At 62.7% G+C, this 24,289-nt stretch carries 28 protein-coding genes and 1 pseudogene; 6 read left to right on the top strand and 23 right to left on the bottom strand.

The genetic code is table 11. The annotated features are described in order from the left end of the window. Positions 1-42: 42 nt before the first annotated feature. The 11 genes from J7302_RS17300 to J7302_RS17350 all read right to left on the bottom strand — a co-directional run bounded on the left by J7302_RS17300 (position 43) and on the right by J7302_RS17350 (position 9,155). Positions 43-366 carry a DUF3392 domain-containing protein gene (locus J7302_RS17300; protein ID WP_215377468.1) on the bottom strand — a complete coding sequence of 108 codons (324 nt, stop codon included), beginning with the start codon at positions 364-366 and terminating at the stop codon, positions 43-45. A 66-nt stretch (positions 367-432) separates the two neighbouring features. Then, the gene (gene hemW / locus J7302_RS17305) at positions 433-1,617 is read right to left on the bottom strand and encodes a radical SAM family heme chaperone HemW (protein WP_215377470.1); all 1,185 of its coding nucleotides are present in this window, start codon (positions 1,615-1,617) and stop codon (positions 433-435) included. Next, entirely contained in the window at positions 1,614-2,207 is a 594-nt protein-coding gene (rdgB, locus tag J7302_RS17310) for an RdgB/HAM1 family non-canonical purine NTP pyrophosphatase (RefSeq protein ID WP_215377472.1), read from the bottom strand. The genes hemW and rdgB overlap by 4 nt, the downstream gene beginning before the upstream one ends. Beyond that, positions 2,204-2,623 (bottom strand): DUF4426 domain-containing protein, encoded by a 420-nt coding sequence (locus J7302_RS17315; protein WP_215377475.1) that lies wholly within the window; start codon positions 2,621-2,623, stop codon positions 2,204-2,206. The genes rdgB and J7302_RS17315 overlap by 4 nt, the downstream gene beginning before the upstream one ends. Before the next feature lie 29 nt (positions 2,624-2,652). Then, on the bottom strand, positions 2,653-3,273 hold the full coding sequence (gene metW / locus J7302_RS17320) for a methionine biosynthesis protein MetW (protein WP_215377477.1): 621 nt from the start codon (positions 3,271-3,273) through the stop codon (positions 2,653-2,655). 3 nt (positions 3,274-3,276) lie between these two features. Continuing rightward, the gene (gene metX, locus J7302_RS17325; RefSeq protein WP_215377480.1) at positions 3,277-4,416 is read right to left on the bottom strand and encodes a homoserine O-succinyltransferase MetX; all 1,140 of its coding nucleotides are present in this window, start codon (positions 4,414-4,416) and stop codon (positions 3,277-3,279) included. Between the two features lie 110 nt (positions 4,417-4,526). Continuing rightward, complete coding sequence (locus J7302_RS17330) at positions 4,527-6,515, bottom strand: dynamin family protein (protein WP_215377483.1); 1,989 nt, start codon at positions 6,513-6,515, stop codon at positions 4,527-4,529. A 209-nt stretch (positions 6,516-6,724) separates the two neighbouring features. Continuing rightward, on the bottom strand, positions 6,725-7,021 hold the full coding sequence (locus J7302_RS17335) for a DUF167 domain-containing protein (protein ID WP_215377485.1): 297 nt from the start codon (positions 7,019-7,021) through the stop codon (positions 6,725-6,727). Between the two features lie 5 nt (positions 7,022-7,026). Beyond that, the gene (locus tag J7302_RS17340) at positions 7,027-7,620 is read right to left on the bottom strand and encodes a YggT family protein (RefSeq protein ID WP_215377487.1); all 594 of its coding nucleotides are present in this window, start codon (positions 7,618-7,620) and stop codon (positions 7,027-7,029) included. 10 nt (positions 7,621-7,630) lie between these two features. Then, complete coding sequence (gene proC / locus J7302_RS17345) at positions 7,631-8,449, bottom strand: pyrroline-5-carboxylate reductase (protein WP_215377489.1); 819 nt, start codon at positions 8,447-8,449, stop codon at positions 7,631-7,633. A 13-nt stretch (positions 8,450-8,462) separates the two neighbouring features. Next, positions 8,463-9,155 carry a YggS family pyridoxal phosphate-dependent enzyme gene (locus J7302_RS17350; protein ID WP_215377491.1) on the bottom strand — a complete coding sequence of 231 codons (693 nt, stop codon included), beginning with the start codon at positions 9,153-9,155 and terminating at the stop codon, positions 8,463-8,465. A gap of 210 nt (positions 9,156-9,365) precedes the next feature. Here J7302_RS17350 and pilT point away from each other — a divergent pair, with 210 nt between their 5' ends. From pilT to J7302_RS17365, 3 genes are all read left to right on the top strand, one after another. Beyond that, positions 9,366-10,400, top strand: coding sequence for a type IV pilus twitching motility protein PilT (gene pilT, locus J7302_RS17355; protein WP_215377493.1), 1,035 nt, complete (start codon positions 9,366-9,368; stop codon positions 10,398-10,400). Positions 10,401-10,447: 47 nt separating this feature from the next. Then, on the top strand, positions 10,448-11,593 hold the full coding sequence (locus tag J7302_RS17360) for a PilT/PilU family type 4a pilus ATPase (RefSeq protein ID WP_215377495.1): 1,146 nt from the start codon (positions 10,448-10,450) through the stop codon (positions 11,591-11,593). Positions 11,594-11,807: 214 nt separating this feature from the next. Next, positions 11,808-12,203: an NINE protein gene (locus J7302_RS17365; RefSeq protein WP_215377498.1), complete on the top strand. Its 396-nt coding sequence runs from the start codon at positions 11,808-11,810 to the stop codon at positions 12,201-12,203. Between the two features lie 99 nt (positions 12,204-12,302). Here the strand turns inward: J7302_RS17365 and J7302_RS26985 are convergent. The 7 genes and pseudogenes from J7302_RS26985 to J7302_RS17390 all read right to left on the bottom strand — a co-directional run. Further along, positions 12,303-12,503, bottom strand: a pseudogene (locus J7302_RS26985) (DUF3289 family protein); the annotation flags it as partial. 33 nt (positions 12,504-12,536) lie between these two features. Further along, complete coding sequence (locus J7302_RS17370; RefSeq protein ID WP_215377500.1) at positions 12,537-13,184, bottom strand: DUF943 family protein; 648 nt, start codon at positions 13,182-13,184, stop codon at positions 12,537-12,539. After that, entirely contained in the window at positions 13,181-13,999 is an 819-nt protein-coding gene (locus J7302_RS17375; RefSeq protein ID WP_349814458.1) for a DUF3289 family protein, read from the bottom strand. The genes J7302_RS17370 and J7302_RS17375 overlap by 4 nt, the downstream gene beginning before the upstream one ends. Then, positions 13,903-14,469 (bottom strand): PAAR domain-containing protein, encoded by a 567-nt coding sequence (locus J7302_RS26990; RefSeq protein WP_349814459.1) that lies wholly within the window; start codon positions 14,467-14,469, stop codon positions 13,903-13,905. The genes J7302_RS17375 and J7302_RS26990 overlap by 97 nt, the downstream gene beginning before the upstream one ends. Further along, complete coding sequence (locus J7302_RS26585) at positions 14,469-14,696, bottom strand: hypothetical protein (RefSeq protein ID WP_251702118.1); 228 nt, start codon at positions 14,694-14,696, stop codon at positions 14,469-14,471. The genes J7302_RS26990 and J7302_RS26585 overlap by 1 nt, the downstream gene beginning before the upstream one ends. 48 nt (positions 14,697-14,744) lie before the next feature. Further along, positions 14,745-14,984, bottom strand: a complete 240-nt coding sequence (locus J7302_RS26590) for a hypothetical protein (RefSeq protein WP_251702119.1) — start codon at positions 14,982-14,984, stop codon at positions 14,745-14,747. Between the two features lie 33 nt (positions 14,985-15,017). Beyond that, the gene (locus J7302_RS17390) at positions 15,018-15,224 is read right to left on the bottom strand and encodes a hypothetical protein (protein ID WP_215377507.1); all 207 of its coding nucleotides are present in this window, start codon (positions 15,222-15,224) and stop codon (positions 15,018-15,020) included. A 198-nt stretch (positions 15,225-15,422) separates the two neighbouring features. Here J7302_RS17390 and J7302_RS17395 point away from each other — a divergent pair, with 198 nt between their 5' ends. Together J7302_RS17395 and J7302_RS17400 are read left to right on the top strand one after the other, a co-directional pair. After that, positions 15,423-16,802: a pyridoxal-phosphate dependent enzyme gene (locus tag J7302_RS17395; protein ID WP_215377509.1), complete on the top strand. Its 1,380-nt coding sequence runs from the start codon at positions 15,423-15,425 to the stop codon at positions 16,800-16,802. After that, positions 16,799-17,992 (top strand): trans-sulfuration enzyme family protein, encoded by a 1,194-nt coding sequence (locus tag J7302_RS17400; protein ID WP_215377511.1) that lies wholly within the window; start codon positions 16,799-16,801, stop codon positions 17,990-17,992. Before J7302_RS17395 ends, J7302_RS17400 begins: the two co-directional genes overlap by 4 nt. Before the next feature lie 301 nt (positions 17,993-18,293). Here J7302_RS17400 and J7302_RS17405 read toward each other — a convergent pair whose 3' ends face one another. The 5 genes from J7302_RS17405 to choX all read right to left on the bottom strand — a co-directional run bounded on the left by J7302_RS17405 (position 18,294) and on the right by choX (position 23,726). Further along, on the bottom strand, positions 18,294-19,151 hold the full coding sequence (locus tag J7302_RS17405) for a glycine betaine ABC transporter substrate-binding protein (RefSeq protein WP_215377513.1): 858 nt from the start codon (positions 19,149-19,151) through the stop codon (positions 18,294-18,296). 157 nt (positions 19,152-19,308) lie between these two features. Continuing rightward, positions 19,309-20,253, bottom strand: coding sequence for a choline ABC transporter substrate-binding protein (locus J7302_RS17410; protein WP_215377515.1), 945 nt, complete (start codon positions 20,251-20,253; stop codon positions 19,309-19,311). A 34-nt stretch (positions 20,254-20,287) separates the two neighbouring features. After that, positions 20,288-21,175 (bottom strand): ABC transporter permease, encoded by an 888-nt coding sequence (locus tag J7302_RS17415; RefSeq protein WP_215377517.1) that lies wholly within the window; start codon positions 21,173-21,175, stop codon positions 20,288-20,290. 2 nt (positions 21,176-21,177) lie between these two features. Next, positions 21,178-22,374: a quaternary amine ABC transporter ATP-binding protein gene (locus J7302_RS17420; RefSeq protein WP_215377520.1), complete on the bottom strand. Its 1,197-nt coding sequence runs from the start codon at positions 22,372-22,374 to the stop codon at positions 21,178-21,180. 413 nt (positions 22,375-22,787) lie between these two features. Then, on the bottom strand, positions 22,788-23,726 hold the full coding sequence (gene choX, locus J7302_RS17425) for a choline ABC transporter substrate-binding protein (RefSeq protein WP_215377522.1): 939 nt from the start codon (positions 23,724-23,726) through the stop codon (positions 22,788-22,790). Between the two features lie 421 nt (positions 23,727-24,147). Between choX and J7302_RS17430 the strand changes: the two genes are divergently transcribed. Beyond that, positions 24,148-24,289: serine dehydratase beta chain (locus J7302_RS17430; protein ID WP_285899577.1), on the top strand; the 142-nt coding region annotated here is incomplete at its 3' end.

The raw sequence follows: 24,289 nt of genomic DNA on the forward strand, positions 1-24,289 counted from the left end.
CCTAGGTCGGCGGCCTGTGGCCGCCGGGAAGAGCCGTTGGCCTCAGCTGCGATCGGCGACGATGCCGATCAGAAAGAAGACTAGTAGCAGGACGGGAGCCAGGGTGTAGTTGCTGAAGTAGGCTAATCCCTTGGCCAGCCAGGGCGTGAGGTAGATCATCGCCAGACCGTAGCCTACCGCGCAGAGCAGCACGAACAGCAAGGTGCGGAAAAGGAAGTTGAGACCGCCGATGCGTTGCTGGACCCAGGCATTGATGCCGGGCCCGAACAGCACCAGGAGGGTGGCCATGATGGCCAGGGCGATGTCGTGGAGGTGGCCGCGGCTCCAGCGCGACACGGTGGCGATCAGGTCCAGTAACACGTCCATCCGGGGTCCTTAGCAGGCGTGGTCAGAATCGATGGGGCAGACCATTCCAGAACAGGCTTGCGGCCGTCAAGGCAGGAAATGCTGCAGCAGGTCATTGAGGAACAGCTGGCCTTCGGCCGTCGCTACCAGGCGTTGCGGATCAGCCAGCATCAGGTTTCGGGCTTCGGCTTCGCTGCGTGCCGCAGCCAGGAGCGAAAGTGGCAGGCCAGTACGCTGAGTGAACAGTGTTGAGGGCACGCCGTCCGTGAGGCGCAGCACATTCATGAGGAACTCGAAGGGCAGCTCGTCGCTGGTGAGGGCGCGTTCCCCTGCTTGGAAGTGCTTGCTGCTGTCCAGGTAGTCCTTCGGCAGGCGGGTCTTCCAGGTGCGGATGATGCGGCCTTCCGGGCTGCTCAGCTTGGCGTGGGCGCCGGCGCCGATGCCGAGAAAGTCGCCAAAGGTCCAGTAGTTGAGGTTGTGCCGAGCGCGCAGTCCGCCGCGTGCGTAGGCGGACACTTCGTACTGGGCATAGCCGTTCTCGGCCAGCAGGGACTGCCCGGCCTCCTGAATGTCCCAAAGGATGTCGTCCTCCGGAAGTTCGGGCGGCTGGTTCCAGAAGACAGTGTTCGGCTCCATGGTCAGCTGGTACCAGGAGAGATGTGTGGGTCCCTGGTCCATCGCCGTGCGCAAGTCCTCGAGGGCGTCGTCGAGCGACTGGTCCGGCAGGCCGTGCATCAGGTCCAGGTTGAAATTGTCGAAGCCGGCCTTGCGCGCCATGTCGGCCGCACGGATGGCCTCGTCGCCGTTGTGGATGCGCCCCAGGGCCTTGAGCTTGGCTTCCTGGAAGCTCTGCACGCCGATCGACAGGCGGTTGATGCCCAGCTGGCGGTAGGCGGCGAACTTGGCCTGCTCGAAGGTTCCGGGGTTGGCCTCAAGGGTGATCTCGATGTCGCGGGCGAAGTGGACGCGCTCTTCCATACCATCCAGCAAACGGCCGATGGTGTTGGCGCTGAACAGGCTGGGGGTGCCGCCACCGAAGAAGATCGACGTCAGTTCGCGGCCGTGGACATGCTCCAGGTCGTGGTCGAGGTCGGCGAGCAGGGCATCGATATAGGCTTCTTCAGGCAGCTCGGAACCTGCTGCGTGGGAGTTGAAGTCACAGTAGGGGCACTTGCGCACGCACCACGGGATGTGAATGTAGGCCGCCAGCGGAGGCAGCTGGAAGCCTGAAGCGTTGCTTGCCGCTTCAGTCTTCTGGCTTGCTGTTTTCATAGCCCCAACCGCTGCTTGAGCAGGGCCATGGCGCGTGCACGATGGCTGAGCAGGTTTTTCTCGGCCGGACTCAGTTCGGCGCTCGAGCAGTCACGTTCGGGGACCCAGAACAGCGGGTCGTAACCGAATCCGTGCTCGCCGCGAGCTGCGTGAAGGATGCGTCCGCGCCAGATGCCTTCGCAGAGTATCGGCAGCGGGTCTTCGGCATGGCGCAGCAGCGCGAGACTGCAGATGAACTGTGCGCCACGCTCGGCGTCGGGGACGCCCTGCAGCACGTCAAGCAGCTTGGCATTGTTGGCGGCGTCGCCCTGGCCATCGGCGTAGCGCGCCGAGTAGATGCCAGGCGCTCCACCCAAGGCGTCCACGGCGAGGCCCGAGTCGTCCGCCAGTGCAGGCAGGCCGGACAGTCGCGCTGCATTGCGCGCCTTGAGGATGGCGTTCTCGACGAAGCTGAGGCCCGTCTCTTCTGGCTCGACGTCGGTGAACTCAGCAATGGAGCGCACACGCACGCTCTCGCCGAGCATGGCCTGGAGTTCCTTGAGTTTGCCGGCGTTGTGGCTGGCCAGCACCAGTTCGTTGAAGTGCATCATTCGTCGGGGAAGAATTCCTGGTCGAAGCTGAAGCTGTGCTGTGGCTCGTCGCCCCGCTGGACGTTGAGAGTGAAGTTCAGCATTTCACGCTCATCGAACGGGAACTGGGCGAGGTAATAGATGGCCTCGCCTTCGGTCACTTGTTTGAACTGCAGCTGGGTAATCTGGCCGAGCAGGTTCTTCACCTGGCCGCTGACCTGGGCAGTACTGGCTTTGCCGGCCTTGAGAACGGCGACGTTGACCACGCCCTGGCTTTTGCTGCGGACCAGGCCGACCGTGGCGGCGATGTCCGGCTGCAGGAAGCTTGAGTTGAACGCGTTGTAGTGCACTTCGAGATCGCCAAAGCTTTGCTTGCGCTCGGCGGCGGCCGGCAGGGCCAGGCAAATGGCGATGAGGAACAGGGCTAGACGACGCATGGTGAGCCTCCTTGATGCGGGCGGGCGGTTCACACCGCTACGCGGTGATCCGGCAGGCCGGGTCCGCTGACGCGATAGATACCGATCTCACCCAACAGATTAGGCCAAACCCGGCTCGGCAGGTTGTGCCGGTGAGCATGGTCGACTGCCAGGCGATCGAGGACCTTGACCTGCAATTCGCGGCAGAGCGCCTCGAAGTCCTTGAAGGTGCAGAAGTGGATGTTCGGCGTGTTGTACCAGGTGTAGGGCAGGAACTCGGAAACCGGCATCTGGCCGTAACGTGCCAGATACCAGCGGCAGCGCCAGTGGCCGAAGTTGGGGAAGGTGATGATGCATTCGCGGCCTACGCGGAGCATTTCCTTGAGGATGCGGTCCGGATAGTGGACGGCTTGCAGGGCCTGTGTCATCACCACCACGTCGAAGCTGTTGCTGGCAAAGTTTCCGAGGCCCTTGTCGAGGTCCTGTTCGATGACGTTCACGCCTTTTTCGATGCACCGGGCGATATTTTCCGGGTCGATCTCCAGGCCATAGCCGCTGACCTGCTTGTGGTCGCGCAGCCAGGCGAGCAGTTCGCCGTTGCCGCAGCCAAGGTCGAGCACCCGGCTGCCAGCGGGAATCCAGTCCTGGATGATGTCTAGGTCGGCACGCATGGGTTACACCGCAATCCTGTTCATGTAGCTGCTGAAGGCCTGCAGATAGCGCGGGATAGGCATGAGGAAGGCATCGTGGCCTTGCGGCGCGTCGATCTCCAGGTAGCAGACGTTCTTGCGCGCCGCCATCAGGGCGTCGACGATCTCCCGGGAACGCGCTGGGGAGAAGCGCCAGTCGGTGGTGAACGACATGACGCAGAAGTCGGCCTTGGCCACCTCCAGGGTGCGCGCCAGATCGCCATCGTAGGCCGCGGCGGGATCGAAGTAGTCCAGGGCCTTGGTCATCAGCAGGTAGGTGTTGGCGTCGAAACGTCCGGAGAATTCCTCGCCTTGGTAGCGCAGGTAGCTTTCCACCTGGAATTCCACGCTGTGGAAGTCGTAGTTGAGCTTCTCGCTCTTCAGGCCGCGGCCGAATTTCTCACCCATGGCGTCATCCGAGAGGTAGGTGATGTGGCCGACCATGCGCGCCAGCATCAGGCCGCGCTTGGGAATCACGCCGTGTTCCTGGAAGTGCCCGCCATGGAACTCCGGGTCGGTAAGAATGGCCTGGCGCGCGACTTCGTTGAAGGCGATGTTCTGCGCCGACAGCTTGGGTGCCGAGGCGATTGCCAGGCAGTGGCGCACGCGCTCCGGATAACTGATGGTCCACTGCATCGCCTGCATGCCGCCGAGGCTGCCGCCGACCACCGCCGCCCATTGGCTGATACCGAGCGTATCGGCCAGCCGTGCCTGACTGTTCACCCAGTCTTCGACTGTCATGACCGGGAAATCCGCGCCGAAGGGAGTGCCAGTAGCCGGGTTGATGCTGGACGGGCCGGTTGAGCCGTTGCAGCCGCCAAGGTTGTTCAGGCTGACGACGAAGAACTTGCGGGTATCGATGGCCTTGCCCGGCCCAATGCAACTGTCCCACCAGCCTGGCTTGCGGTCGTCCATGCTGTGGTAACCGGCGGCGTGGTGGTGCCCGGACAGGGCATGGCAGATCAGCACCGCATTGCTGCGGGTTTTGTTGAGTTCGCCGTAGGTCTCGTAGACCAGCTCGTAGTTGGCCAGGCTGCGGCCACAGGCCAGCGACAGCGGTTCGCTGAACGACTGCGCGCGGGGACTGACCAGGCCGACGGAATCTTCGGGAATGGCGGTGGGCATCGCGACCCTGCTCTCAATCTGGGAAGGGCGCCAGTCTAAAGAGCGCCGACCCCCGCGGCAAGCGCGGGGGAGAGCGGCTAAGGCGTTGAAACTTCAGGCTCTGGTGGGCGTCAGGCGGACTCGCCCCCACCCAGTCGACGGTGCGCCAGTGGCAGGTTGATGACCTTCGCCTGGCGCTGGAACGGCGAGGGACGACGAAGGGCGCGCAACATGTCGTTGGCTTCGGCCAACTGCTCCTCCAGTTCTTCGGCGTAGCGCGCCATGTCCAGGCCGCGCCGGCGGTTCAGCTGGGTTTCCTGGGCCAGTGCCTTGAGCCGCAGCATGTGGGTCTCCAGCAGTTGCTTCTGTTCGAGGGTGCGCTGCATCAGCGGCATCAGCGCGTCATTCGCCCACTGGGCGACCTCCAGGCGCAACCGGTGATGCATGCCCACCACTTCTTGCCCAAGCGTGTCGAAGAAGCGCTGGCTGAGCTGCCGCTGCTCGGTCATCAGCGTCATGGGATGAAGCCGGAACTGATCAGCCTTTTCACGCAGCTGCTCGAGCTCGCGCAAATAGCGTTGGACATTGAACTGCGGCGCTTCGACGGGATGCAACGGGTTCTCATCGTTGTGCCGGACATAGATGGCCGAGACCATCTTGTTGGCTATATCCGCTTCCTGCTCCAAGCTGCGCAGATCGAGCTCCACCGCGCGGAAGAAGTGCACGATGCCCTGGTTGATGCCCAACGTGGTCCAGCAGCCATGCAGCTCCTGGCGAAGCCTTGCCAGATGCCCCTCCAGGCGATCACTGGGTACCGCAGCCCGGAGCATGTCACCCTGGTGCTTGAGCAAACGCTGGTTGGCCTTCAGGCCAAGCAGCCGGCGATGGTGCTGGGCGTGATCCTCCTTGGTTCGGGCAGTGAGTTCGAAGAGCAGCTGGCCATTGTCCTGCTGGTGGCTGTCGAGCAGGCCTTGCTGATCGCGGACTTTTTCCAGCCTCAGGTTGAGAATGTGCTGACTGTTCTGCAGCAACGCGATCACCTGATTCACGATTTTTTCTTCGATCAGATGCTCCTTCTGCGTGATGACGCGCTCGCAGAGGAGTTCTTCCAGGGCGGTGATCTGGCTGCGTGCCAGCAGTTCACGGTCGTCGCGCACCTTCGCCAGCAGAGCCTGCTTGGCCGAAAGGGGCAGGACGTCCTCGCGGCGGATGCCGAGCTGGCGGGCTGTGGCCTCCTGCACCCGGCGAATGGAATTGCGCATGAACACCTCGCCGGCCAGGTCATCCCAGAGCACATCGATCTTGTTCAGCACCGCATACAGATGAGGTTGGGCGTCGTCGTCCAGCTGGCGGATGTGCTGTTGCCAGACTTCCAGGTCGCTGGCCGTTACGCCGCTGTCGGCCGACAGGAGGAAGATGATCGCCTGGGCGTTGGGCAACATCGACAAGGTCAGCTCAGGCTCGCTACCGAGTGCATTGAGGCCAGGCGTGTCGAGGATGCGCAGGCCTTTGCGTAACAGTGGGTGGTCGAAGTTGACCAGGGCATGGCGCCAGGCCGGCACCAGCACTTCACCCGGATTGCCGGTGGCCTCGAGCATGTCCGGGTGGAAGCCGAGCTGGATCGCTTGTTCCACCGGCATTGGCTTGGTCCGCGCGATCTGCGTGAACGCCTGGGCCATGCCGGCTGCGTCGCTTGGGTCCAGCGGGATGTTCACCCAATGTCGCGGGGAACGCTTGAACTGGGCCATGCTTGCCGAGGTGGTACGCGATTCGATGGGCAGCAGGCGCAGATAGGAACGTTCCGAGCGTGGGTCATAGAACAGTTCGGTGGGGCACATCGTGGTGCGCCCGGCCTGGGAGGGCAGCATGCGCTGGCCGAACCCGGAGAAGAACAGGCTATTGATCAGTTCAGTCTTGCCGCGGGAAAACTCGCCGACGAACGCCAGGGTGATGTGATCGGTCTGTAGCAGGCGCAGGGCGCGCTCGAGCTTGGTGGACAAGCTATCGGAATCGAGTCGGTTGTGCTCAAGCCAGCCCTGATAGCGGGTGATCTCGCGCAGGAGCTCACGCTTCCAGGCAACGTATGCATCGATCTGCTGGCTGAGTCGTTCCATGCTCATTCAGGCACTCCTCGCGATAGCGCATCCTGCGCGCGAAAAAGGAAAGACCTTATAACCCTTCACCGATAGCGCTGGCGGGTCGCACTTTCCCTTCCTGGGCTCTTCCCGGGCCTATATCAGGGCACAGTGCCAGCTGGTAATGCAGTCGATTATCTCCTGCGCGGACCGCTCGTCAATCACTGGGCGACGGGCACCCGCCTTAAGGTCGGTCAGGACTGCCGAGCGGTCAGGCCCGGCAGGTCGGGGAGCTTCTGCGGACGCATGATGCGCACACGCTTCTGCCGGTTGAGTTCGCCGCTTTCCAGTTGGATCTGGCTCTTGGCGACGCCGAAGGCAGCGGCCAGGAACGCCATCAGGTGGGCGTTGGCCTTGCCTTCCACGGGCGGTGCGGTGAGGCGGATTTTCAGGCGGTCACCGTGCAGCCCGGCGAACTCGTCACGACTCGCCTTGGGCTGCAGGTGGCAGTTGAGGATCAGATCCTCGCCTGCCCAGCGGAACCAGCTCATGAGGATCAGAGGAAGGGGCTGAGGATCTGCGGCATGCCGGTCATGGCGGCGAGGTTGCCGATCACCAGCATGTCCAGCAGCTTCAGTGCGATAAAGGCGAAGATCGGCGAAATATCCAGGCCGCCCAGGTTGGGCAGAAAGCGCCGGAAGGGCATCAGCATCGGCTCGCAGATCTGGTTCACCAGTTGGGCGCCAGGGTTGTAGCTGCCTGGAGCGACCCACGACAGGATCACGCTGACGATCAGGGCGAAGAAGAACACCTTGAGGAACAACGAGGTGATACCAATGATCGACCAGATCAGCAGTTGCAGCAGATAACCGCCGACTCCGTAGCCCATCAGGGTGAGGGTGATGATCATCAGCAGCAGCTGTACCAGGATCGCCAGGACCAGGGAGGCCAGGTCGAGCCCGCCCAAGCCAGGAATGATCTTGCGCAGCGGGTTGAGCAGCGGCTTGGTGGCGCGGACCACGAACTGGCTCAGTGGGTTGTAGAAGTCGGCGCGCACCAGTTGCAGGATGAAACGCAGCAGGACGATCAGCAGGTAGAGGCTGCCCAGGGTCTGGATCACGTAGATGGCAGCGGTATTGAGTCCGGTCATCGAAAGCTCCTTATTGGCCCAGTTGTTCGGCCAGCTCGGCCGAGCGTCGGTCGGCAGCAGTCAGCGCCTGTTGCACCAGGGCCTCGAGGCCGCCGGCCTGGAAGGTCTTGATCGCGGCTTCGGTGGTTCCGTTAGGCGAGGTCACCCGTCGGCGCAGTTCTGCGGCGTCCACATCACTGGCCACGGCCATGCGCGCGGCACCAAGGGCGGTCTGCAGGGTCAGCTGTTCGGCAGTGGCGCGCGGCAGGCCGAGCTTTTCTCCGGCGGCGGTCATGGCCTCCATCAGCAGGAAGAAGTAAGCCGGGCCGCTGCCAGAAACCGCGGTGACAGCGTCAATCAGCTTTTCCTCATCCAGCCACAGGGCGATGCCGACGGCCGACAGTAGCTGCTCGGCCTGCTGGCGCTGTGCGGCAGTGACTTCAGCATTGGCGAACAGACCGCTGACGCCCTCGCGCAGCAGCGCCGGGGTGTTGGGCATGCAGCGCACGATGGGGCGAGCGCCCAGCCAGGCGGCAAGGCTGGCGCAGGTGATGCCGGCGGCGATGGACACCACCAGCTGGCCTTCACGCAGGCTTGGCGCCAAGGCCTGGCAGACGCTCTTCATGACCTGCGGTTTGGTCGCCAGGACGACGACATCCGCGCCCAGCACGGCTTCGGCGTTGTTTTCGAACATCTGGATGCCATGTTCGGCAGCGATCTTCGCGCGTTGCTCGGCGCCCGGGTCGCTGGCGCGGATGTCGTCGGCGGCGACACCCTGGGCGCGCAGGCCGCCGATCAGGCTGGCGGCCATGTTGCCGGCGCCGATGAATGCGATTCGGGGAGTGCTCATAAATCCTTCCTTATCATTGCGGGGGCTGCCCGTAGTCACGGGCGCCGAACAGGGCCGTGCCGATGCGCACCCAGGTGGCGCCTTCGGCGATGGCCGCTTCGAGATCATGGCTCATGCCCATGGACAGGGTGTCCAGGGCCGGGTCGAGGGATTGCAGCAACTGGCGCAACTGCGCAAAGGCGGCATGCTGCGCTGCTAGATCGTCAGTCGGTTCGGGAATGGCCATCAGGCCGCGCAGCTGCAAGTTGGGCAGATTGCCGACCGCGGCGGCCAGGGCCGGGAGTTCCTCGGGGGCGCAACCGGACTTGCTGGCCTCGCCGCTGACGTTCACCTGCAGGCAGACGTTCAGTGGCGGCAGGCCGGTCGGACGCTGGGCGGACAGCCGCTCGGCGATCTTCAGGCGGTCGACCGAATGCACCCAGTGGAAATGCTCGGCGATGAGTTTGGTCTTGTTCGACTGGATGGGGCCGATGAAGTGCCAGCTCAGCGGCAGGTCGGCGAGTTCGATCTGCTTGGTGAGAGCCTCTTGCAGGTAGTTTTCACCGAAGTCGGTCACCCCGCTGGCATAGGCCTCGCGGATGGCGTCGGCGGGTTTGGTCTTGCTGACGGCCAATAGGCCGATGCTCGCGAAATCTCGCCCAGAGGCTTGCGCTGCCTCACGGATGCGCGCGCGAACCTTTGCAATATTCTCTGCTATCGTGGACATTACCTGCGCTCTGCGGCCCGGCCTGAATAGGGTCTGCGGCATTCTATCAGGCCGTTGAAAAATGGTGCGAGCCACGGCCAGGCAAGGCGAGACTAGCCGAAATAAATGCAGTTTGGGTGCCATGGACGGGCCCTGGATTGAACTCTGCGTGGGCCTGGCGTACCGCTTTTCGACGGACTGCCTATCGCTTGCTTGGAATTGGGGACTTCCATGGACATTACTGAGCTGCTTGCCTTCAGCGCCAAGCAGGGCGCTTCGGACCTGCACCTCTCCGCTGGCCTGCCGCCGATGATCCGCGTGGATGGCGACGTGCGTCGAATCAACCTGCCCGCCCTCGATCACAAGCAGGTGCACGCGCTGATCTACGACATCATGAATGACAAGCAGCGCAAGGATTACGAAGAGTTCCTCGAGACCGACTTCTCCTTCGAAGTGCCGGGCGTTGCCCGCTTCCGGGTCAACGCCTTCAACCAGAACCGTGGTTCGGGCGCGGTGTTCCGGACCATTCCGTCCAAGGTCCTGACCATGGAAGACCTGGGGATGGGCGAGATCTTCAAGAAGGTTTCCGATGTGCCGCGCGGCCTGGTGCTGGTCACCGGGCCCACGGGTTCGGGCAAGTCGACCACCCTGGCGGCCATGCTCGACTACCTCAACAGCACCAAGTATCACCACATCCTCACCGTCGAGGACCCGATCGAATTCGTTCACGAGTCGAAGAAATGCCTGATCAACCAGCGCGAGGTCCATCGCGACACCCTCGGCTTCAACGAGGCACTGCGCTCGGCACTGCGTGAAGACCCGGACATCATCCTGGTGGGCGAGATGCGGGACCTGGAAACCATCCGCCTGGCCCTGACCGCGGCCGAAACCGGTCACCTGGTATTCGGCACCCTGCACACCACCTCCGCGGCGAAGACCATCGACCGGGTGGTCGACGTGTTCCCGGCGGAAGAAAAGTCCATGGTTCGCTCCATGTTGTCCGAATCCCTGCAGGCGGTGATCTCCCAGACCCTGCTGAAGAAGATCGGCGGCGGCCGTGTGGCGGCCCACGAAATCATGATCGGCACGCCGGCCATCCGTAACCTGATCCGCGAGGACAAGGTCGCGCAGATGTATTCGGCGATCCAGACCGGTGGCTCCCTCGGCATGCAAACCCTCGACATGTGCCTCAAGGGCCTGGTGGCCAAGGGGCTGGTCAGCCGTGAAAGCGCCCGGGAAAAGGCCAAGAGTCCGGAAAGTCTCTAACCCGTGACCTGCTCTGAGTCCAGCCGCGAACCAACAGCGAGAACACCATGGAATTCGAGAAACTGCTGCGCCTGATGGTTGAAAAAGGGGGATCGGACCTCTTCATCACGGCAGGTGTGCCGCCTTCTATGAAGGTCAACGGCAAGATCCTGCCAGTGACCAAGAATTCCATGTCGCCGGAGATGACGCGGGAAACCGTCCTGGCGGTGATGAACGAGCAACAGCGTCGTGAGTTCGCACAGAACCACGAGTGCAACTTCGCCATCAGCGCCCGAGGCATTGGCCGTTTCCGCGTCAGCGCCTTCTATCAGCGCAATCTGGTCGGCATGGTGCTGCGCCGGATCGAGACGAACATTCCCACCATCGATGACCTGAAGCTGCCGGAGGTCCTCAAGCAACTGGCAATGACCAAACGCGGCCTGGTGCTGTTCGTCGGCGCTACCGGCACCGGCAAGTCCACGTCTCTGGCGGCGATGATCGGCCATCGCAACAAGAACAGCAGCGGCCACATCATCTCCATCGAAGACCCGATCGAGTTCATCCACCAGCATCAGAGCTGCATCGTCACCCAGCGCGAAGTGGGAATCGATACCGAATCGTTCGAGGTGGCCCTGAAGAACACACTGCGCCAGGCGCCAGACGTGATCCTCATCGGCGAAGTGCGAACCCGCGAGACGATGGACCATGCCATCGCCTTCGCCGAAACCGGCCACCTGTGCCTGGCCACCCTGCATGCCAACAACGCCAACCAGGCGCTCGACCGGATCATCAACTTCTTCCCTGCCGACCGTCAGCAGCAGGTCTGGATGGACCTGTCGCTGAACCTCAAGGCCATCGTCGCCCAGCAGCTGATTGCGACGCCGGATGGCAAGGGCCGCCGCGCGGTGATCGAAGTGCTGATCAACACCCCGCTGGTCGCGGACCTGATCCGCAAAGGCGAGGTCCACGAACTCAAGCCATTGATGAAGCGATCCACCGAGCAGGGCATGCAGACGTTCGATCAGGCGCTCTACAATCTCTACTCGCAGGGCGAGATCACCTACGAGGACGCGCTGGTCCACGCCGACTCGGCGAACGACCTGCGCCTGATGATCAAGCTGGGTTCGGAGACCGATGGCGAGCACCTGACCCACATGAGCGATGGCCTGTCGTTGCAGACCAGTGAAGAGGATCCCGGTCGCCGGTTCCGCTGACGCGATTGCACCCAACCCGTAGGTTGGCGCTGAGCGCAGCGAAGCCCAACGATCCTGTGCTCGGACTGTTAGTCCGGTCGGAGTTCCGCTTCGCGGGCTCAACCCAACGGTTCCGACTACTTGATAATTTCCGGGCTTCGCTGCACTTGGGCCTGCGCGGCCTGCACCAACCTCGGAAACCACGATCCCCAATCACACGCCTGCAGGAGGCAGCATGGATTTACGTCAGGACACCCACAGCAAGGTCATCGGCTATCTGTTGTGGATTTTCGGATTCCTCGGCTCCCACCGTTTCTACTACGGCAGACCCGTGACCGGGACCATCTGGTTTTTCACCCTGGGCCTGTTATTCATCGGCTGGATCATTGACCTGTTCCTGATCCCGTCCATGGACCGCGAGGCATCATTACGCTTCACCCCAGGCCGGTACGACTACAACGTCGCCTGGATACTGCTGACCTTCCTCGGCGTCTTCGGGGTGCACCGCATGTACCAGGGCAAGTGGGTTACCGGCATCCTCTACCTGCTGACCGGCGGCTTCTTCCTCATTGGCGTGCTCTATGACTTCTGGACGCTGAATACGCAGGTGTCGGAACTCAACGCGCGTTGAGTCATTTCGTGGAACCTGATTCGCAGGATGGTCGGGCGGCTCCGCCGCCCGACATGACTCGATCCATATCTTGTCCCCGCCTCTCGTGCCCGCGATGCGCTTGGTGGCGCTCATCTCGGTGATGAAGGGCTGGTAGTCGTAACCATCCCAGCGCTGCAGCAGGTACCAGATCTGGAACAGCGGCAGGTTGCCGTACAAGGGGTGTGCGATATCGGTATCGTCAAGGCCGAAATGGTCCTGGATGTGGAAATGCACTTCGGCGCGGAAGCGGTCGCCCTGCACCTCCAGCGATTGCAGGGTGACCGCGCTGGCGGCGCAATGCGCTTTGGCTCATCAGCGCGCCAGTTGCTGCTCTTGTTGAGAACGCACCTCCTCCAACCACTTGCGTCTAGATTCTTCTTCCCACTCCTGTTCTCGGCCTTCCATCCGTGCTTTCCATCGTTCTCGGCTCTGTTCCCTGCTCCACTCCATGGCTCGCTCCCTCGCCCTCTCCATATCCCAGCGCCGCTTCAATTCGCCGCCTTCCTCGGTTTGGGAGTAGATACTGCGCCTGTCACGGCCAATGTAAAAAATGAGCCCCCCATCTCTTGAGCGCGAAACCTCAAGAGGGATATCACTTTTTACGATGCAGTTGGCTTGGCCCGGCGGCAGGTCATCGAAGCAGCGCAGGTCGGAGTCCTGGTCGATGCCCCTGTCCACCCGGTAAACGCCATCCCAGGCCCAGAACAAGACCACAAAAGAGCCATCCGCTTCGGGCTCAGGGATACCGTACCCATTCTTGAGCCATGCCTTGTTTTGCTCCCACCAGTCGATCCGCCCGCGATCCGTCAACGGGAAGTGTCGGACCAGCACGTTGCTATAACTACCGTCGCGGTGGACTGCATCAATCTGGACCGGTTGGGATAGCCGCCAGGCCCCGTAGAGCACAGCAGCGGCCAGTGGAAACCCCAACGCGCCCCCAAACGCAAGTTTCTTGATCATGACTCGCTCCTCATGCCCTCGATGTGCTTGGTGGCGCTCATTTCGGTGATGAAGGGCCGGTAGTCGTACCCCTCCCAGCGCTGCAGCAGGTACCAGATCTGGAACAGCGGCAGGTTGCCGTACAAGGGGTGTGCGATATCGGTATCGTCGAGGCCGAAATGGTCCTGGATGCGGTAATGCACTTCGGCGCTGAAGCGATCTCCCTGTATGTCCAGCGATTGCAGGGTGATCGCGGTGGCGGCGGTATCGTGCACGGCTATGCCCAGGCCATCGACCCGGTTCAGCCAGTTGTCGAACTTGGGCAGGTACGAACCTAGTACTGCCTTGGTAAGCAACTTCCCCTTGGCTGCCGGGTAATAGCCATGCTCCCAATCGATGTTCTTTGCGAGCGCCTTGCCGATCTCCTCCATTGAACTCTCCATCGACTCATGCTCAGCCAACGCCCTATCGAGCAGCGAATGGCAAAAGGGCCGGCCCGTGTTGGCTTGCATATGGTCGATCATCAGGTCCATGAGGGCGCGGTACGGCCCGACCCAGGCATAGGGTTTGGAGAGCGTATGGAATTGCTCGAACAGCACCCGTGCATCGGCTTGCCGCTGCTCTGCCGGCCCCAGCTTGTCGGGCTTCAACGCGTCGACCCAGCGCCACATCCTGGATTGCGCGAACGTGTCGGTGAGGTTGCGCCAACGCAGGGTGCGCGCCCAGGGGTAACGGTCTTTCAGTTCGGCCTCACTGAGGTCGCCATGGCGCATGTCCGGCGCGGCGTAGTCGTCCATGGGGCGCTGCGTGAGGAAAATCCGCGTTGGCAGCCGCAAGCGTTCCAGCGCTTCCGGGGTGGACGCTGGCGACGGAGTGGGCGGCACGGGTGCGACATGCGCTGGGGACGGTGGTGCACTTGGAGCGGGCGAGGGGCGGGCGAGGGCGCGGCCTGCTGTACGGCGGGCTGGACGACCTTCCGCGCCGCTGGGCCCGAAGGTGGCGCACCGGCGCCGAGCCATTCGCCCAGCGGTGCGATCAGGCGGTTGCTGCCGGGCGGACAGCCGCAGATGATCGACATGCCATTCACCGCCACCGGCAATCCGTGAAACTTGGCCCGTACATCCCCCTCGGCGATTTTGCCGACCTTGCCGCATTTCGGGCAGGGGGTGGTGACGTCGCCCAGCCGCAGGACACTGCGTCCGGCAGTGGTCGCCTCCGGCAGACTGCCGATGCAGACCGCGCCGGTCGTGGTCTTGTCGCCGTGGACGCCCTGGCCTCTGCCGTGAATATTCGCGCGATAGGCCATCACGCTGACTCCATGTCAGCCAGGAAATCGTCCGCCATCGGCACGCCATCCCGTTGCGCGATCAGCGCACAGCCCTGCAGCGTGTCGATGATTTCATCGCCGTTGCTCAGGCGGCTGCCCACCAGCGCGACGCTGCTCTCGCCTGACCGCCCCTCCTGCCCCGCCCCGGTGATGATCTTCGCCTGGTTGCCGTCCGGGTAGTCGACGACATCGCCGGTTTGAGCCACGCGGACGACTTGCCCGTTTGTGAGGGTGATCGCCAGTGGCGAGGTCGCCTAGCGGATGATGCCGCCATGACGCGTCTGGCTGCCTTCCGTCGCAAACCGGTAAATGGCCGTGACCGGATGGCGTCTGGCATACGCTTCGTGCTCCTGGACCATCGCCAGCGCCTCGTTGCTGAAACTGGCCAGTTGCTCGTCGGTAAAGGGGGATTGACTCAGAGTCGCCAGCACTTCCGGCGTGAGTGTGTTGGTAAACCTGGCGTTGGTGGTGATAACCCTATCGTTGCTTGGCATGCGCAAGTTCCTTGTGCGAGTAAAGCGCGGAACCTAGCACGCCACTTGCAGCCCGCCGCCCAGCCGCTCACGCATCGGAAGTTTCCCGCGTTGATTTCGGACTTCGCCATTCATGCCGCTTGCACAGGCGAACTCTGCGAGGCGGCCAAGCACCACGCCTTCATCGAGGCCGATGGTGGGGAAGAAGGCAGAGTGCAGGCGAAAGGACTTGAGTGGGCTTTCCGTTCTGCTGCTCCCCATGACCTATTGCAGGAGGGGCAGAATCACCAGCGCCGGCAGTCCACGGAAAGTAATCGGCACGCCAACGGGCCGTAGCCATGCAGGACGGGTGTTCGCCCCTTCGTCGCCACTTCTGGCGTGCCTCGCCTGCCCGACCTATGTTCCAACGATGGGCGAGCTTCGTTCGCCCGATATTCGGTCGCGCAAGGAGGTGACGCCATGAACAGTGCCAATGATGCCCGCCCGGCTGTACTGGACCTGATCGGCAATACCCCGCTGGTGCGAACCACGCGCTTCGATACCGGCCCCTGCACCCTGTTCCTCAAGCTCGAATCGCAGAACCCGGGCGGCTCCATCAAAGACCGCATCGGCGTTGCCATGATCAATACCGCCGAGCGCGACGGCCGCTTGCGCCCCGGTGGCACCATAGTCGAGGCCACTGCCGGCAACACAGGCTTGGGCTTGGCGCTGGTGGGCCGGGCCAAGGGCTATCGGGTGGTGCTGGTGGTGCCGGACAAGATGTCCACCGAGAAGGTGCTGCACCTGAAGGCCATGGGCGCCGAAGTGCACATCACCCGCTCGGACGTCGGCAAGGGGCACCCCGAGTACTACCAGGACCTAGCCCGGCATCTGGCCTCGGAGATTCCCGACGCCTTCTTTGCCGACCAATTCAACAACCCGGCCAACCCGCTGGCCCACGAATGCACCACCGGTCCGGAGATCTGGCAGCAGACCGGCCAGAACGTCGACGCCATTGTGGTCGGCGTCGGCTCGGCCGGTACCCTCACCGGACTGACCCGCTATTTCCGCCGGGTCCAACCGGACCTGGAAATGGTCCTGGCTGACCCGGTCGGCTCGATCGTTGCCGAGTACAGCCGCAGCGGCGTGCTCGGGACCCCCGGCTCCTGGGCGGTAGAGGGCATAGGCGAGGATTTCATCCCCGCTATTGCCGACCTGTCCAGCGTACGCAGCGCCTACTCGATCAGTGACGAGGAGAGCTTCGGCCATGCGCGGGAATTGCTGCGCGCCGAGGGCATCCTTGGCGGATCCTCGACCGGGACCTTGTTGGCCGCGGCGCTGCGTTACTGCCGCGAACAGAAGACGCCGAAACGGGTGGTCAGCTTCGTGTGCGACACCGGCACCCGCTACCTGTCGAAGATCTACAACGACCAATGGATGACCGACCAGGGCTTGCTGGCGCGCAAACGCTATGGCGATCTGCGCGACATCATCGCGCGGCGTTTCGAAGAGGGACGGGTGGTCAGTGTCGGGCCGGACGACACCCTGCTTACTGCGTTCCAGCGCATGCGCCTGGCTGATGTCTCGCAGTTGCCGGTGTTGTCCGGCGAGCACCTGGTTGGCGTGATTGACGAGTCCGACCTGCTGCTCAGCGTACATGCCGATGCTTCACGCTTCCGCTCGACCGTCAGCAGCGCCATGACTGCCAAGCTCGAGACCCTGGAGCCGGGCGCCAGCCTGGCCGAGCTGGAGGCGGTCCTCGACCGCGGGCTGGTGGCGATCATCGCCGACGCTTCGGATTTCCATGGCCTGATCACCCGCTCCGACCTGCTCAACCACCTGCGGAGGACCCTTGCATGACCCAGCATGACAGCCATGCCGATCAGCCGGCCCGGGCCTTCGCCACACGGGTCATCCACGCCGGGCAGGTGCCCGACCCCTCCACCGGCGCCATCATGCCGCCGATTTACGCCAACTCCACCTATGCCCAGCAGAGTCCGGGGGTGCACAAGGGGCTCGACTACGGGCGTTCGCACAATCCCACGCGCTGGGCCCTGGAGCGTTGCGTTGCAGATCTGGAAGGAGGCGCCCAGGCCTTTGCTTTCGCCTCTGGGCTGGCCGCCATTTCCACGGTGCTGGAGCTGCTCGACAGCGGATCGCACATCGTCTCCAGCAATGACTTGTATGGCGGGACCTTCCGCCTGTTCGAACGTGTGCGTCGCCGCAGCGCGGGCCATCGCTTCAGCTTTGTCGACTTCAGCGATATCGCCGCAATTGGGGCGGCGATCCAGGACGACACCTGCATGCTCTGGGTAGAGACACCAAGCAACCCGCTGCTGCGCCTGGCTGACCTCAGCGCCATCGTGGCGCTCTGCCGGGGCCGGGGCATCATCCTGGTGGCAGACAACACCTTCGCCAGTCCCTGGATCCAGCGTCCGTTGGATCTGGGCTTCGATGTCGTCGTGCACTCCTCCACCAAGTATCTCAACGGCCACTCCGACGTGATCGGCGGCATCGCCATCGTCTCTGGTGACAGCCGTTGCGAACTTCTGCGCGAACGCCTGGGCTTTCTGCAGAACGCGGTGGGCGCCATCGCCGGCCCCTTCGACGCCTTCCTCACCTTGCGCGGCGTGAAGACCCTGGCCCTGCGCATGGAGCGCCACTGCAGCAACGCCCTGGAACTTGCCCGCTGGCTGGAGCACCAACCGCAAGTGGCGCGCGTCTACTACCCTGGCCTGGAGTCGCACCCGCAGCACGTACTGGCGCGGCGGCAGATGCAGGGTTTCGGCGGGATGATCTCGCTGGACCTGCGCAGCGACCTCGCCGGGACCAGGCGTTTCCTGGAGGCGGTGCGCATCTTCACCCTGGCGGAAAGCCTGGGCGGCGTGGAAAGCCTGATCGAGCACCCGGCGATCATGACCCACGCCAGCATCCCGGCCGAGATACGCGCCGAGATCGGCATCGGCGACTCGCTGGTGCGGTTGTCGGTAGGGGTGGAGGACGTGGAGGACTTGCGCGCGGACCTGGCGCAGGCGCTGGCGCAGGTCTGAAACCAGTGGCTGGGCGACAGGCCCCATCCATCTCTATGTCTGCCTCAAGGCTTGGGGCAGGCTGCATTTCCTGTAGGAGTGAGCTTGCTTGCGAGGGAGTCTGCAGACCGCCTTTCCCCAGCAAGCTGGCCCCTATGGCACGTGTGCGGCATGCCCCAGCGGGAGGTCCGTTGACCCAGGGTGACGACTGGTCACAAGGTGCACCCTACCCGGCGTGCCATGATCCGTAGGGTGCATCCCAAACAACTCGCCCCCATCGACGACGAGCGCCGATGGGGGCGAGGCTATTGCCGGACGTTGCTTACTGCAGCCACTCTTTGACACGCTCGGGGTTCTTCCGGATCCAGTCCCTGGCGGCCGCTTCCGGCTTGGCGCCTTCGCGGATGGCCAGCATCACCGAACCGACTTCTTCACCATTCCAGGAGAACTTCTTCAGGAAGGCAGTCGCATCGGCAGCTTTGGTTTCCAGGCTCGGGTTGACCACGGTGTCGACGTGCTCGTCATCGCCATAGACCTTTTTCGGGTCTTCCAGGAAGCGCAGCTTCCACTTGGCGAACATCCAGTGCGGAATCCAGCCAGTCACCACGATAGGCTTCTGGGCTTTCTCGGCGCGGGTCAGGGCGGTGGCCATGGCCGGGCCTGAACTTGGCATCAGCTTGATGTCGAGGTTGTATTGCTTGATCGCGTCTTCGGTACGGCGCATGACGCCCGCACCGGCGTCGATACCAGTGATCTTGCCGTCGAAGTCCTTGCTGTAGGTGTTCAGGTCTTCGATGGATTTGGCCTGGACGTAGTCCGGCACGATCAGGCCGATCTTGGCGCCTTTGTAGTTGGAGCCCAGCACGACCACTTTGTCTTTCAGCTTGGCGTAGTACTCGCCGTGAGTGGCCGGCAGCCAGGCGGAGAGGGTGGCGTCCAAGTCGCCACGGGCCACGCCCTGCCACATGATCGCTGGTTCCACAGGCTTGAGTTCGACGCCGTAACCGAGTTTCTCCTTGAGGATCTCGCCCGCTACATAGGTGGCGGCGACGCTGTCGTCCCAGCCGTTGACGTAGCCGATCTTCAGGGTCGGTTTGTCCGCGGCGCTGGCCATGCCCATGCCGAGGGCAAGGGTGGCGACGCCGAGGGTTTTCAGACAAAGGGATTTCAACTTGCGCATACGTATTGCTCCATCAGGTGGGATTGGCAGCCAACTACGTGGTCGCTCGTCCGTTCTCAGGCGGAGTTCGCGACGTTGCCCGACACGGCCTGGGGGCAGGCCGTGGCAAGCGAATAGCAAGGAATCAGGGCCCCGCTGGCGAGGCCCTTGGGGGGTGTTACAGGCCGATGTGTTTCTTCACGGCGGCAGCGCCGTCCTGGCCGTCGAAGGTGGTGACGCCGGCGAGCCATTTGTCCAGCGCGGCCGGGTTGGCCTTGATCCAGCTCTTGGCGACGGTAACCGGGTCTTCCTTCTCTAGCACCTTCTCCATCAGCTGGCTCTCGATCTCGACGGTGAACTGCAGGTTGTTCAGCAGCTTGCCGACGTTGGCGCAGCGGGCCTCGTAGTCCGGCGGAACCACCGTGTAGACCTTGGCGGCGCCGTAGTCCGGACCGAACACGTCATCACCGCCGGCGAGGTAAGTGATGTCGAACTGGGTGTTCATCGGGTGTGGAGCCCAGCCGAGGAACACGACCGGCTCCTTCTTCTTCACTGCGCGCTGCACCTGAACCAGCATGCCTGCCTCGCTCGACTCGACCATCCGGAAGCCGCCCAGGTCGAACTGGTTGCCTTTGATCATCTTGTCAATCAGCAGGTTGCCGTCGTTACCCGGTTCGATGCCGTAGATCTTGGCGCCGAGCTGGTCCTTGAACTTGGCGATGTCCTGGAAGCTCTTCAGGCCCGCTTCCGCTGCGTAGGTCGGCACGGCCAGGGTGTACTTGGCACCTTCCAGGTTCGGAGTCGACAGCACCTTCACGCCGTTGTCCTTGGTGAAGGGCTCGATCACCGCGTCCATGGAGGGTGCCCAGTAGCCGAGGAACACGTCGATCTGCTTGTTCTTCACGCCGGTGAAAGCGATCGGTACCGAAGCCATGATCTTGCGCGGGGTGTAGCCGAGACCTTCGGTGAGCACCATGGCGACACCGGTGGTGGCGGCAATGTCGGCCCAGCCGATTTCCGCGAAGCGAACCTGTTTGCAGCTTTCCGGCTCCTGGGCCCAGGCGCCTTGGGCAATCGCGCAGGCGAGCAGGCCGACTGCAGCGACTTTCTTCATCATTTTCATTAGCAACTCCCTGACATTGAAAGGTGAAGCGTTCTTAGTGCGCTTGCTGCCGCTGAAAACGGGCGCTCAACCAACCGAACGGGCTGCTCCGGGTCGCGGTTTGGCGAGTACCGAAGCTTTCGGTGATGCGGTCGAGGATGATCGCCAGCAGTACTACGGCCATGCCGCTCTCGAAGCCCAGGCCGATGTCCAGGCGCTGGATACTGGCGAGCACGTCGTTCCCCAGGCCGCCGGCACCGACCATCGAAGCGATGATCACCATGGACAGCGCCATCATGATGGTCTGGTTCACCCCGGCCATGATCGATGGCATGGCATTGGGCAGCTGCACCTTGTATAGCAGCTGCCAGCTGGTGCAGCCGAAGGATTGGCCGGCTTCGACGATTTCCTTGTTCACCTGTCGGATCCCGAGGCTGGTCAGGCGCACCGCTGGGGGCATGGCGAAGATCACCGTGGCGATGATGCCGGGCACACGGCCGAGGCCGAAGAGCATGGCCGCCGGGATCAGATAGACGAAGGCGGGCATGGTCTGCATGAAGTCCAGTATCGGACGGATCACGACGGCCACGCGCTCGCTCTTGGCGGCCCAGATACCCAGCGGTATGCCGAGGAGCAGGCTGATCAAGGTTGAAGAGAAGGTCAGGCCAAGGGTGACCACGGTCTGTTCCCAGAAGCCGGTGAGTACGATCAGCACCAGAGAAGCAGCGGTGAAGAGGGCGAATTTGACGCCGATGCGCCAGAGACCGAGGCCGACGAATACCGCGATCAGCACCCAGGCCGGCGGCCACATCAGGAAACGCTCGATCACCTCCGAGAAACCGCTGACGACTGCCCCGATGTTCTCGAAGGCGACGCTGTAGTTTTCCAGCAGGTGCTGGACAACGTCGTTTACCCAGCTACCCAGATCCAGTTTTTCGCTCATCGTCATTCTCCCCGCAGGCGGCTCAGCAGGCGGCCCTTGCTGATGGCGCCGCAGTAGCGGCCACTCTGGTCGACCACTGGGATCGGCCCCTCATTGATCACCAGGCGCTGGATCACGCTATCCAGCGGCAGATCTTCCGGTACCGGATCGATGTGCTTGAGCAAGCTGTGCTCCAGATCCAGGGTGCGCCCGCCTTCGACCAGAAGGGCGATCTTCTCGAGGCTGATGGAGCCACGGAAGTTGTTCTTCTCGTCAACGATGAAGGCGTAGTGCTTGTCCATTGCCTGCAGCTTCTGGCACACGGTCTGTGCATCGGGCGCCCTGCCGTTGTGCACGAACAGCGGCACGCTGTCGGATTTGAGTTGGCCGGCAGTGAGGTAACGGCTGGTGTCCACGGTGTTGAAGAAGTTGCGAACGTAGTCGTTGGCCGGGTTCTCGATGATTTCCTGCGGTGTGCCGACCTGGATCAGCTTGCCGCCTTCCATGATGCCGATGCGCGAACCGATGCGCATGGCCTCTTCAATGTCGTGGGACACGAAGATGATGGTGCGGCTGTGCTTTTTCTGCAGGTCGAGCAGGACATCCTGCATCTCGCGACGCTTGAGGGGGTCGAGGGCGGAGAAGGCCTCGTCCATGATGATCATTGAGGGGTCGACCGCCAGGGCGCGGGCAAGGCCAACGCGCTGTTGCATACCGCCCGACAGCTCATGGGGATACTTGTGGGCGAAGCTGGCCAGACCGACCTGCTCCAGTACCTCCATGGCGCGCCGTTCGCGCTCCTTGCGGCTCTTGCCCGCCACTTCGAGGCCAAATGCGGCATTGTCCAGGACCGTGCGCGAAGGCATCAGAGCAAAGGACTGGAAAACCATGCTCATGTCACGCCGACGCAGGTCGATCAGCTGCGACTTGGGTAGCTTGGCGACGTTCTGGCCGTCAATGAAGACGTCACCGGCGGTGGGCTCGATGAGCCGATTGATCAATCGGATCAGCGTGGATTTGCCAGAGCCCGAAAGGCCCATCAGCACAAAGATCTCGCCTTCGTTGACGCTGAACGACACGTCACTGACGCCAATCACGGCGCCCTTCTCGGCGAGGATCTTCTCCTTGCTCCAGCCCTGCTTGAGTAAATCGATTGCTTCTTGTGGTTGTTGCCCGAAAACCTTGTAGAGGTTTTGAACCACGATCTTTCCAGACTGCATGGGATAGTTCCCCTTCAGTAGACATCCAGATCAGCTACACGAAACCAGGGCAGACGCTCAAGGACGCCCAGCCTGGTGATGCCGACTGCCTTGCCTGTGTGGATAACAATGTTCGAGAACCGAAAGCCCTCTGGCAGTGTTACGAAACCCATTCCTTGGGACGTTCAACACCTCGACCGGAGGTGCGCGTACTTCCGAAATTTCTTGTTATGCGTGCCTCCAGATGGGAGGAGGCTGCCGCTTGTGTTCTTCGGTCCGGAGCGGAGGGCTCACGGTCTGCCGGTCCACGGGGTCCGGCAGCGACGAAATCGGGTGACTCAACGATAAAGCCTTGAGGTCTTGGCAATTGTCGGTTTGCGACCTTCATATGTTGCGTGACGACATGCCGTTGGCTAATCGCTGAATACGCCGTGTCACGGCGCTTTGGCGCGCATTAGTGTCGTTGGCACAGCACTGCCGTCACGCGCGGTCACGCCGTCCAGCCAGCCGGCGAGTGTGTCGGGATTGGCTTTAAGCCAAGCCTTGGCTTCGCGCCGGCGATTGGTGCTTTGATTAAGTATGGCCCCCATCAGGTGGTTCTCCATGGCCAGACTGAATTTAAGGTTCTTCAGCAGTCTTCCGAGGTTCGGGCACTCATTGGTAAGGCTCTTGCGCACATTGGTATAGACGGTCGCGCCGCCGAAATCGGGGCCGAACCAGTCATCGCCACCCGCCAGGTAGTGCATCTGCAATTGGTTGTTCATCGGGTGCGGTTCCCAGCCCAGGAACACGGCCCATTGCTTGAGGTGCTCGGCGCGTTTGACCTGCGACAGCATGCCGTTTTCGCTGGACTCCACGAGTTTGAACCCACTCAGGCCGAAGGCGTTGCCGGCAATCATCTTATGGATCAGCTTGTTGCCGTCGTTGCCAGGTTCGATGCCGTAGATTCGCCCGCCGAGCTGTTCCTTGAAGCGCGCCAGGTCCTCGAAGCGCTTGAGTCCGCCGTCGAACGCCGCCTGGTTCACTGCCAAGGTGTACTTGGCGCCGGTGAGGTTGGCGCCCAGGCTCTCCACGCTGCCGTTCTGCAGGTAGGGCCGGATGTCGTTTTCCATGCTCGGCATCCAGTTGCCGAGGAACACGTCGATCTTGGCTTCGCTCAGCGCCTTGTAGGTGTCCGGTACCGACAGACGCTTGACCTTGGTGACGTAGCCTAGCTCGCTCAGGACATGGCGGGTCATGGCTGTCGTGACGGTGATGTCGCTCCAGCCGACATCGGCGAAGCGCACGGTGGAGCAGCTTTCGGGGTCGGCTGCGTAAGCAGCCTGCGCGCTGCACAGCGCGGTGGCGAGTAGCGCGGTGATGATTCGAGACATGTGGAGTCCCCGGCAGAGATTATTGTTATGTCCGGTCTCGCGCGGCTGTCGGACTGCTGCAGGCCCCCGCCCTCCGGGCGCCGGAATGATGCGTGCTAGACGCTTCGCCTGGCTACCGGCCCGGTCGCAGACAGAACGTATCTGTCGCTGGCGATACAAGGCAAAAGGTGGAATCGCTGCGAGGCGTGATGGCGCTTCTTGTGGGGCGAATTCATTCGCTAAACAGGCCGGAGGCCTGCCCTTTGGGCATCACCGGGGGCCGCTTCGTAGCCCTTGGCGAATGAATTCGCCCCCACATGGTTCAGTCCGCCAAATCCCCGAGTCACGACGTATTTGGATACGGGCAAGTCGGTGTGGGGAGTCCCTCGATCGGTGAAATGCCGATCATGTCGCCAAGATTGATCCCTACCGGAGTTGTCCCGTGGCTATCAGCGTTTTCGACCTGTTCAAGATCGGTATCGGCCCCTCCAGCTCGCATACCGTGGGCCCGATGCGGGCGGGCGCCCTGTTCGCCAGCGCCCTGCGCGAGCGCGGCCTGCTGGCGCGGGTGAGCCGCGTCGAGG

It is taken from the genome of Metapseudomonas boanensis (genome assembly GCF_018704125.1).
GTDB lineage: Bacteria > Pseudomonadota > Gammaproteobacteria > Pseudomonadales > Pseudomonadaceae > Metapseudomonas > Metapseudomonas boanensis.

Coding starts and splice junctions, on each gene's coding strand:
- J7302_RS17400 (WP_215377511.1), top strand. CDS start 16,799: ATGACCCAGCATGACAGCCATGCCGATCAGCCGGCCCGGGCCTTCGCC.
- J7302_RS17300 (WP_215377468.1), bottom strand. CDS start 366: ATGGACGTGTTACTGGACCTGATCGCCACCGTGTCGCGCTGGAGCCGC.
- J7302_RS17370 (WP_215377500.1), bottom strand. CDS start 13,184: ATGATCAAGAAACTTGCGTTTGGGGGCGCGTTGGGGTTTCCACTGGCC.
- choX (WP_215377522.1), bottom strand. CDS start 23,726: ATGTCTCGAATCATCACCGCGCTACTCGCCACCGCGCTGTGCAGCGCG.
- J7302_RS17365 (WP_215377498.1), top strand. CDS start 11,808: ATGGATTTACGTCAGGACACCCACAGCAAGGTCATCGGCTATCTGTTG.
- hemW (WP_215377470.1), bottom strand. CDS start 1,617: ATGAAAACAGCAAGCCAGAAGACTGAAGCGGCAAGCAACGCTTCAGGC.
- rdgB (WP_215377472.1), bottom strand. CDS start 2,207: ATGATGCACTTCAACGAACTGGTGCTGGCCAGCCACAACGCCGGCAAA.
- J7302_RS17330 (WP_215377483.1), bottom strand. CDS start 6,515: ATGAGCATGGAACGACTCAGCCAGCAGATCGATGCATACGTTGCCTGG.
- J7302_RS17395 (WP_215377509.1), top strand. CDS start 15,423: ATGAACAGTGCCAATGATGCCCGCCCGGCTGTACTGGACCTGATCGGC.
- J7302_RS17340 (WP_215377487.1), bottom strand. CDS start 7,620: ATGACCGGACTCAATACCGCTGCCATCTACGTGATCCAGACCCTGGGC.
- metW (WP_215377477.1), bottom strand. CDS start 3,273: ATGCGTGCCGACCTAGACATCATCCAGGACTGGATTCCCGCTGGCAGC.
- J7302_RS17350 (WP_215377491.1), bottom strand. CDS start 9,155: ATGTCCACGATAGCAGAGAATATTGCAAAGGTTCGCGCGCGCATCCGT.
- J7302_RS17420 (WP_215377520.1), bottom strand. CDS start 22,374: ATGCAGTCTGGAAAGATCGTGGTTCAAAACCTCTACAAGGTTTTCGGG.
- J7302_RS17415 (WP_215377517.1), bottom strand. CDS start 21,175: ATGAGCGAAAAACTGGATCTGGGTAGCTGGGTAAACGACGTTGTCCAG.
- metX (WP_215377480.1), bottom strand. CDS start 4,416: ATGCCCACCGCCATTCCCGAAGATTCCGTCGGCCTGGTCAGTCCCCGC.
- J7302_RS26590 (WP_251702119.1), bottom strand. CDS start 14,984: ATGCCAAGCAACGATAGGGTTATCACCACCAACGCCAGGTTTACCAAC.
- J7302_RS17390 (WP_215377507.1), bottom strand. CDS start 15,224: ATGGGGAGCAGCAGAACGGAAAGCCCACTCAAGTCCTTTCGCCTGCAC.
- J7302_RS17360 (WP_215377495.1), top strand. CDS start 10,448: ATGGAATTCGAGAAACTGCTGCGCCTGATGGTTGAAAAAGGGGGATCG.
- pilT (WP_215377493.1), top strand. CDS start 9,366: ATGGACATTACTGAGCTGCTTGCCTTCAGCGCCAAGCAGGGCGCTTCG.
- J7302_RS17405 (WP_215377513.1), bottom strand. CDS start 19,151: ATGCGCAAGTTGAAATCCCTTTGTCTGAAAACCCTCGGCGTCGCCACC.
- J7302_RS17410 (WP_215377515.1), bottom strand. CDS start 20,253: ATGAAAATGATGAAGAAAGTCGCTGCAGTCGGCCTGCTCGCCTGCGCG.
- J7302_RS17335 (WP_215377485.1), bottom strand. CDS start 7,021: ATGAGCTGGTTCCGCTGGGCAGGCGAGGATCTGATCCTCAACTGCCAC.
- J7302_RS17315 (WP_215377475.1), bottom strand. CDS start 2,623: ATGCGTCGTCTAGCCCTGTTCCTCATCGCCATTTGCCTGGCCCTGCCG.
- proC (WP_215377489.1), bottom strand. CDS start 8,449: ATGAGCACTCCCCGAATCGCATTCATCGGCGCCGGCAACATGGCCGCC.
- J7302_RS26990 (WP_349814459.1), bottom strand. CDS start 14,469: ATGGCCTATCGCGCGAATATTCACGGCAGAGGCCAGGGCGTCCACGGC.